This is a genomic window from Micromonospora sp. NPDC002411, from assembly GCF_053592955.1.
In genome coordinates, this window is the sequence record NZ_JBSFBM010000338.1 from 1 (window position 1) to 7,291 (window position 7,291).

Consider the following 7,291-nt stretch of genomic DNA (forward strand, 5'->3'; position numbering starts at 1 on the left):
GTTCGGGAACGGCAGCAGGCAGGCGGTCGGGTCGATCGGGTCGCAGGACGGACGGCCGGAAGTCGTTGGCGGTGCCGCGGGGGCCGCCGTGCCGAGCAGGACGGCGCCCGCGGTCACCAGCACGGACACGGCGAGACGGAGCCCTCTGGAAGTGGTCACACGCATCTCCTTCGACGCAGGACGGCGAATCGATGAAGGGCCGACGGTGGTGTTCTTCCTACGCTTGTGAAAGAAGCTCAGCAAGCGTCGACCCGTCGGCCCCGCGTCGAAGGAGTACGCAGCCCCCGCTCAGGCGGTGATCACCGGCCAGGCGTACGCGAGCAGGGCGCAGGCGGCACCGAGGAGCGCGAGCGAGATGCCCCGGGTGGGCAGTGGCAGGGCCGCGAGCACGATCAGGATGACGGCGACGATGTAGAGAAATGCCTGGGCGGACATATTGGTCTCCTCGATCAAGGGGTGACTGGCGAGTGAATCTCCCGCCGAGATGCCCCCGGCCGTGATCGCGGAAACGTCCCGCCCGATCACGAATACGTCCACAGTGTGGCGTTCGACGCGTGACCTGCGCCTACGCGAGGAGCAGCGCTTCGGCTCCCACCGGTCGAAACCCGGCCGCCTGGAAGGCGCGTACGCTGCGCGCGTTGCCGACGGCCTGCTGGGACCAGACCGGTCGACCGTCCGGCACCAGATGTCGGGCGGCCGTCGCCAGCGCTCTCCCCAGGCCCCGGTGGCGGTGCTCGTCGTCGACCTCGATCGCCACCTCCCAGCGACCGGCCACCCCTCGGCCGAGGACGATCACCCCGCCCTCGGCGGCCCAGACGCGCACATCGTCACGACGCCGGCGGGCCCTGACCTCGCGCGGATGACCGGCCTCGGTCAGCTCGGTCAGCTCCAGTGGCGGAGCCCCGGCGAGGCAACTCGCCACGGTCAACAGGTCGATCGTGTCCGTGGACCGCCGGGTGCGGTCGAGCAGAGCACCCAGGAATCGCGGATTCATCGTGGCCGCCAAGGGGTCGCAGTCGACAGCGGCCAACGTACGTCGTACCCATTGGGGGTCCTCGTCGGTGAACACCACCGAGTGGCCGGTGAAGGCGATGACCCCGGCGTCGCGGTGGCTCGGCTGCGCGACCACAGTGGTCCCGCCGTCCGGTGGCGGGAAGTCCCCGTGCGTCGCCGCCTCCAGGATGTCGGCCAACGTGCGCTCCATGGTCGTATCCTCCTCCGTTCCGGGCCGCGCTGTTTGCCGTGGGGGTGCCGTCTACGGCGGAGGTCTGCGGTACCGGATCCGGGGCCGGCCGTCGGCGGCGATGTCCACGTCCGCGCGCACCTGGTAGACCTGCTCGATCCGGCTTGCGGTGAGGACCTCGACGGGCGTACCCGCCGCGACCACCCGGCCGCTGCACAGAAGCACCAACCGGTCGCAGTACTGGGCGGCCAGATTGAGATCGTGCAGGGTCACCACGACGGTGCTGGTCGACTCGGCGAGGAACCGCAGCAGCTCCAGCTGATGCCGGATGTCCAGATGGTTGGTCGGCTCGTCGAGCAGCAGCAGATCCGGTTCCTGCACCAGGGCACGGGCCAGGTCGACCCGCTGCCGCTCGCCGCCGGACAGGCTGGACCAGCGCCGCTGCTCGAAGCCGGCCAGACCGGCCTCGGCGAGAGCACGCCGTGCCAGGTCCAGATCCGCGGCGCCGACCCCGGCAATACGTGGCCGGTACGGGATCCGGCCCAGCAGAACCACCTCCAGTGCGGACATCTCCACGTCGGTGGCGACCTGTTGGGTGACCACAGCGATCCGTCGAGCAAGGGCACGTCGGGGTATCGCCCTCAACGCAACGTCGTCGAGCAGCACCCTCCCGGACTCCGGTCGGGTCAGCCCGGCCAGTAGCCGCAACAGGCTCGATTTGCCGGAGCCGTTCGGCCCGAGCAGCCCGACCGTGACGCCCGGTTCGGCGGTGAGCGCCACCCCGGCCAGGATCCGTGCGCCGGCCACGCCCCACCCCACCCCGTCCGCGTGCAGCCGCGCCGGCAAGGCTCCAGCCGGGTACGGGGCACGGTCTGGCCGGTCCTCTCCGGCACCGCCGGCCGTCCGACCATCGCTTTCCACGCTTCGGCCGGAAGGGTCTCGCCCGATCATGGTGTGCCCGTCCGACGTCGCATGACCAGCGCGAACACCGGCACCCCGAGCAGCGCGGTGAGCACGCCCACCGGCAGTTCCTGTGGCGAGAAGACGGTCCTCGCCACAGTGTCCGCCCAGATCAGGAAGATCGCGCCGATCACCGCGCAGGTGGGCAGCAACGTGCGATGCCGGCTGCCGAACAGGAACCGGACGGCGTGCGGCACGGTCAGCCCGACGAAACCGATGGCACCGCTCGCCGCGACCAACGCGGCCGCCATCAGGGCGGTGACGCTGAACAGCAGCAGCCGGGTACGCCCGGGAGAGAAGCCGAGCGAACGAGCGGTGTCGGTGCCGAACGCGAACGCGTCCAGCGCTGTCGCACCGGCCCAGCAGACCAGCAGGCCGACGCCGACAACCACGGCGCTCAGCGCCACCGCCTGCCAGGACGCCGCCGTCAGCGAACCGAGCAGCCAGAACGTCACGCTACGGGTGTCCTGCGTGTGCGCGTCGGAGATCACGATCAAGCTGGTCACCGCGCTGAAGAGCTGGGAGACGGCCACCCCGGCGAGAACGATCCGGGTTGGCTCGCCGGCCCGCCGACCGGCCAGCAGCAGCACCGCGCCGAACGCGGCCATACTGCCGACGAACGCACCGGTGGTCAGATCGACCGGGCCGGCGCCGATCCGGATGCCGAGGACCAGCACCGCCACCGCGCCGGTGGAGGCGCCGGACGACACACCGAGCAGGAAAGGGTCGGCCAGCGGATTACGCGTGAGCGCCTGTAGCACCGCGCCGCACACCGCCAGACCGGCGCCGACCAATGCGGCCAGCAGCACCCGGGGCAGCCGGAGATCCCACACGATGCTGTCCGGCAACGGCGGTAAGGGCTGGACCGGCAGGCCCACGTGACTGGCCACCGCACGCAGGACGCTGTCGACCGGCAGATCGGCCGAACCCACGCTGACCGCCGCCGCGATGGTGACCAGCAGCAGGAGGAAGGCCAGCGGCAGAACGTACCGGCCGAGTTTCGGCACGCCGACGGGGGATGACGATTCTCGTCGCCCCGGTGCCGGCGGGTTGCTCACCGAGGCGACGGATCGTGCGGCTCGCAGCTTCATCGGCGGGCGAACACCACATAGTCGTCGAGGTACTGCCAGACCGTGCCGGCCTCGGCGAAGCCTGCCGCACGAAGGGCCGCCAGGTGGAATTCCAGTGAGGCTGGGGCCGGCGGCGGCCGGTCGGCGAACCGCCGGTCGCGCTCGGCGGTCAGCCCGGCCAGTTCCGGGTGTCTGGCCGCCTCGGCGTACCACGCGGAGTAGGTGAGCGCTCCGGCGGCGAAGGTCTCCTGCTGCACCTGCGCGTCATGCCGACCGGCGATGCCGCGCAGGGTGGGCGCCGATTCGTCGTAGCGGAGGTGGTCGGCGTTGAGCAGCACGCCGCCGGCGGGCAGTAGCCGCGCCACTGTGGTGTAGACCCGCAGCAGTTGCTCCGGCGCGAGCCAGTGCAGTGCCGTCGAGGTGAGCACGGCGTCGACTCGCCGTCCGGTCAACGCCTCCTCCCAGCCGTCGACCACCAGGTCGACGTCGTGGACCTCGGCTCGCGCGGTGTACCGGTCCAGGGCACGCCGCGCCACCTGCAGCAGGATCGGGTCGTAGTCGACCGCGACGGAGGTGGCCCATGGAAACTCGGCCAGCATCCGGTCGCTGATCGCACCGGGACCACAGGCCAGATCCAGGATGGTGAGATCCTCCGGGCAGTGCAGCCGCACCACGTCGGCCATGGCATCGAACCGCAGGTCGCGGTGGGCCACATAGGCAGACTGCTGCTCGTTCCAGAGGTCGAGAAGACGCCGGGCGGCCGACTGGTCCAGCGCAACGACGTCGGTACCGGTCGGCGGGGTCATCGGGCGGTCCCGTGCAGACTGGCGCCGACCAGCTGCGCCGCCTGGACGCTGCGGATCGACGGATCCATCGACGAGCCCGGCACGGTGACGAAACGTCCGGCGACCACCGCGTCCAGTTTCGAGGTCACCGGGTTGCGGCGCAGGAAGTCGATCTTCGATTGGGCGCTGTCGCCGTCGCCGCCCCTGGTCAGGTCCGCCAGCACGATCACGTCCGGATTTCGTTTGGCGATCTCCTCCCAGTTGCCGGCGGGCCACTTCTGGCTGGCATCGGTGAACGCGTTGCGGACACCCAGCAGCGAACTGATCGCGTCCGGAACTCCGCCGTGCCCGGCCACGTACGGGGTGCTCGTACCGGAGTAGTACCAGAGCAGTGACGGGCCGGCGCCCGGTGCGGCAGTCGGCGCCGCACCTCGGGCCTCGGCCAAACGACTCTGCTGGTCGTGGATCACCTTCTCGGCCCGCTCCGGCACTCCGAAGACGCTGGCGATGTCGCGGATCTCCTCGAAGATCCCGTCGAAAGTGACAGTCCGGGTCGCGTCCGTCGGCTTCTCGCACGCGAACTCGGAGAGGTACGCCGGCACACCGAGGGTGGCTAGGTCGGCCCTTGGGCCTGCGGCGTCCGGGGCGTACGCGGAGGTGTAGGTCGAGTAGACGAAGTCCGGGTTCGCCGCGCGGACCGCCTCTCGCGAGGGGTAGAGCTTGGCCAGCACCGGCACCTTCTCGTACGCCTGGCGCAGGTCGGGAAGCACCGGGTCGGTCTGGTAGCTGGTGCCGATCATCCGGTCGGCGAGACCGAGGCTGAGCATGATCTCGGTGGCGTTCTGTTCCAGTGCGATCGCTCGCTGGGGCGGCGCGGTGACGCTGACGGGTAGTCCGCAGTTGGTCAGGTGGATCGGGGCGGCCAGGTGGCCCTGCGCGGCAGGTGTGGCGGCTCCACCGGCGGCGCATCCCGCGGTGGCCAGCGCCAGACACAGGCTCGCCTTAACGAAAACGGTTTTCATGGGCGGGAACATATCAACGGCGTCCCGGCGGCGCACAGGCGGGTGCGGGTGGTGAACGCCGCCCCGCCGCGAGGGAAGAATGTTCCGCGTCCGTGTCGATTCGCGGGCCGCTCGTTCGACAGGTGCGTGCGAGGGTCGTGAGGCGACCCTGCCGGACGAGGAGAACGCGATGTCGAAGTACATGTTGATCATGCGGGGCACCGACGAGACGAACGCTGCCCTGATGGCGTCGATCGACGAGGCGATGGCCGCGACCGGCCGGTTCATCGAGGAGATGATGAAGGCCGGTGTCCTCCTCGCCGCCGAAGGGCTGGACGATCCGGGCCGGGGGGTCGTGGTCGACTTCAGCGGCGAGCCGCCGGTCGTCACGGACGGACCGTACGGCGAGACCCGGGAGCTGTTCGGGGGTTACTTCCTCCTCGACGTCGCCACGAAGGAGGAGGCGGTCGACTGGGCCAGGCGGGTCCCGGCGGTCCGCGGCTCCAAGATCGAGGTCCGGCGGGTGGCCGAGGCCGACGAGGTCCCGCAGAGCGGCGAGAGCAACGGCAGGATCTGATGGGTACGGGCGACGTCGAGGCCGTCTGGCGCATCGAGTCGGCACGGATCGTCGCCACGCTGACCCGGTTCACAGGCGATTTCGGGCTGGCCGAGGACTCCGCCCAGGAGGCGGTGGCCGAGGCGCTGGTGTCCTGGCCGCACGCCTCCCCGACGAATCCGGCCGGGTGGCTGATGGCGACTGCCCGACGGCGGGCGATCGACGCGATCCGCCGCCGGGCCGCCCTCCAGGACCGGTACGCCCTGTTGGCTGCCGATCCACCTGTCGACCAGGAGGTCGACCTCGACCGGATCGACGACGACGTGCTGGCGTTGATGTTCGTCAGCTGCCACCCGGTGCTCTCCCGTGAGGCACGGGTGGCACTGACCCTGCGCGTCGTCGGCGGCCTGTCCAGCGAGGAGATCGCCCGCGCGTTCCTGGTGCCGGTGCCGACAGTGCAGGCGCGAATCACCCGGGCCAAGAGGGCGATCGCGGCTGCCGGGGTGCCCTTCGAGCTGCCGCCGGTCGACGAGCGACGGGATCGGCTGGGCGGCGTTCTCAGCGTCCTCTACGCGATCTTCACCGAGGGATCCACGGCCACGTCGGGTGACCGGCTGCTACGCCCCGACGTCGCGTACGAGGCGATCCGGCTGGCCCGCACACTGACCGCACTGCTGCCGGACGAGCCGGAGGCACACGGCCTGCTCGCGCTGTGCGAGCTGACCGCCGCGCGCTTCCCGGCCCGGACCGAACGAGACGGCACGCCGATCCTGCTGGAAGACCAGGACCGCCGGTTGTGGGACCTCTCGGCGATTCGTCGTGGGCTGGCCGCGCTGACCAAAGCATCGCGGCACGGCCTCGGCCCCTACGGCCTGCAGGCCGCCATCGCGGCCACGCACGCGTCGGCGCCCTCGGTCGAGGAGACGAACTGGGCCCGGATCGTGGTGCTCTACGAGGCGCTGGGGCGTATCGCTCCCTCGCCGGTGGTCGAGCTCAACCGGGCGGTCGCCGTCGCCATGGCCTCGGGTCCGGCGCCGGCCCTGGCCATCGTGGACGCGCTGATCGCCGCGAACCGGCTTCCCGACTCGCATCTCGTGCCGACCGTCCGCGGTGAGCTGCTGACCCGCCTCGGCCGGCGAGCGGAGGCACGCGCCGAGCTGGAGTCGGCCGCCCGGTTGTGCGCCAACCAGCGCGAACGCTCGGTGCTGCTCGGCAAGGCAGCCGCACTGGACTAGTCGTCGGCGTGGCGACTCACGGTCCCCGAGATGATCCTGACGATCCTCGGGGATTGACCCTCACCGACGTCCACTGTTAACTGCACATCAACGATGTGGATCGATGTTCATCCGTACGCCGTAACCCGGCACGGTGGCAGCGCTCCGCGTCGTCTCGACATCGCCCTCGTTTCGGCGGACGTGGGCAGACCGGGGTATTTCCCGGGGTGCGAGAGCTCCATCCGCACGACGATCCCGAGGAGATCGTGTCGATGAAGATGACGCCGCCGCTACGAATCGCGCTCGCCGCCGGCCCGGACGGACCAGCCATCGCGGCACCCACGGACGCCGGGCAGCGGCATTGACCGCGAACCGAGACGCGATGGATCCCGGGAGAAGCTAGGCCTGATCACCCGCTGAACACGTCGAGTCGGGCAGGTCCACAGTGGCCTGCCGGCCGGCAACGTCTCATCGAGCCCGGCATCGGCGGCCCGGCTTCGTCCATCCCCCTGGCGTACGCGC

General features: G+C 70.6%; 9 protein-coding genes. 3 read left to right on the plus strand and 6 right to left on the minus strand.

From position 1 onward, the window contains the following. Positions 1 to 288 precede the first annotated feature (288 nt). From ACWCO3_RS28760 to ACWCO3_RS28785, 6 genes are all read right to left on the minus strand, one after another. Positions 289 to 435 (minus strand): hypothetical protein, encoded by a 147-nt coding sequence (locus ACWCO3_RS28760; protein ID WP_167524818.1) that lies wholly within the window; start codon positions 433 to 435, stop codon positions 289 to 291. A 130-nt stretch (positions 436 to 565) separates the two neighbouring features. Continuing rightward, positions 566 to 1,204, minus strand: a complete 639-nt coding sequence (locus ACWCO3_RS28765) for a GNAT family N-acetyltransferase (protein ID WP_145780208.1) — start codon at positions 1,202 to 1,204, stop codon at positions 566 to 568. Between the two features lie 51 nt (positions 1,205 to 1,255). Continuing rightward, entirely contained in the window at positions 1,256 to 2,029 is a 774-nt protein-coding gene (locus tag ACWCO3_RS28770; protein ID WP_450013025.1) for an ABC transporter ATP-binding protein, read from the minus strand. 101 nt (positions 2,030 to 2,130) lie between these two features. Continuing rightward, on the minus strand, positions 2,131 to 3,150 hold the full coding sequence (locus ACWCO3_RS28775; RefSeq protein ID WP_244311648.1) for a FecCD family ABC transporter permease: 1,020 nt from the start codon (positions 3,148 to 3,150) through the stop codon (positions 2,131 to 2,133). An 80-nt stretch (positions 3,151 to 3,230) separates the two neighbouring features. After that, complete coding sequence (locus ACWCO3_RS28780; protein WP_450013027.1) at positions 3,231 to 4,019, minus strand: class I SAM-dependent methyltransferase; 789 nt, start codon at positions 4,017 to 4,019, stop codon at positions 3,231 to 3,233. Next, on the minus strand, positions 4,016 to 5,020 hold the full coding sequence (locus ACWCO3_RS28785; RefSeq protein ID WP_450013029.1) for an ABC transporter substrate-binding protein: 1,005 nt from the start codon (positions 5,018 to 5,020) through the stop codon (positions 4,016 to 4,018). The genes ACWCO3_RS28780 and ACWCO3_RS28785 overlap by 4 nt, the downstream gene beginning before the upstream one ends. A gap of 169 nt (positions 5,021 to 5,189) precedes the next feature. Here ACWCO3_RS28785 and ACWCO3_RS28790 point away from each other — a divergent pair, with 169 nt between their 5' ends. The 3 genes from ACWCO3_RS28790 to ACWCO3_RS28800 all read left to right on the plus strand — a co-directional run bounded on the left by ACWCO3_RS28790 (position 5,190) and on the right by ACWCO3_RS28800 (position 7,134). After that, on the plus strand, positions 5,190 to 5,576 hold the full coding sequence (locus tag ACWCO3_RS28790; RefSeq protein WP_145780199.1) for a YciI family protein: 387 nt from the start codon (positions 5,190 to 5,192) through the stop codon (positions 5,574 to 5,576). Then, positions 5,576 to 6,790 carry an RNA polymerase sigma factor gene (locus ACWCO3_RS28795; protein ID WP_450013031.1) on the plus strand — a complete coding sequence of 405 codons (1,215 nt, stop codon included), beginning with the start codon at positions 5,576 to 5,578 and terminating at the stop codon, positions 6,788 to 6,790. The genes ACWCO3_RS28790 and ACWCO3_RS28795 overlap by 1 nt, the downstream gene beginning before the upstream one ends. Positions 6,791 to 6,996: 206 nt before the next feature. Then, entirely contained in the window at positions 6,997 to 7,134 is a 138-nt protein-coding gene (locus ACWCO3_RS28800) for a hypothetical protein (protein WP_167524816.1), read from the plus strand. Positions 7,135 to 7,291: the final 157 nt, after the last annotated feature.

What these genes read in the sequence shown, in the direction of transcription:
- ACWCO3_RS28760 (WP_167524818.1), bottom strand. Translation starts at nt 435, where the DNA reads ATGTCCGCCCAGGCATTTCTCTACATCGTCGCCGTCATCCTGATCGTG.
- ACWCO3_RS28765 (WP_145780208.1), bottom strand. Translation starts at nt 1,204, where the DNA reads ATGGAGCGCACGTTGGCCGACATCCTGGAGGCGGCGACGCACGGGGAC.
- ACWCO3_RS28780 (WP_450013027.1), bottom strand. Translation starts at nt 4,019, where the DNA reads ATGACCCCGCCGACCGGTACCGACGTCGTTGCGCTGGACCAGTCGGCC.
- ACWCO3_RS28785 (WP_450013029.1), bottom strand. Translation starts at nt 5,020, where the DNA reads ATGAAAACCGTTTTCGTTAAGGCGAGCCTGTGTCTGGCGCTGGCCACC.
- ACWCO3_RS28790 (WP_145780199.1), top strand. Translation starts at nt 5,190, where the DNA reads ATGTCGAAGTACATGTTGATCATGCGGGGCACCGACGAGACGAACGCT.
- ACWCO3_RS28795 (WP_450013031.1), top strand. Translation starts at nt 5,576, where the DNA reads ATGGGTACGGGCGACGTCGAGGCCGTCTGGCGCATCGAGTCGGCACGG.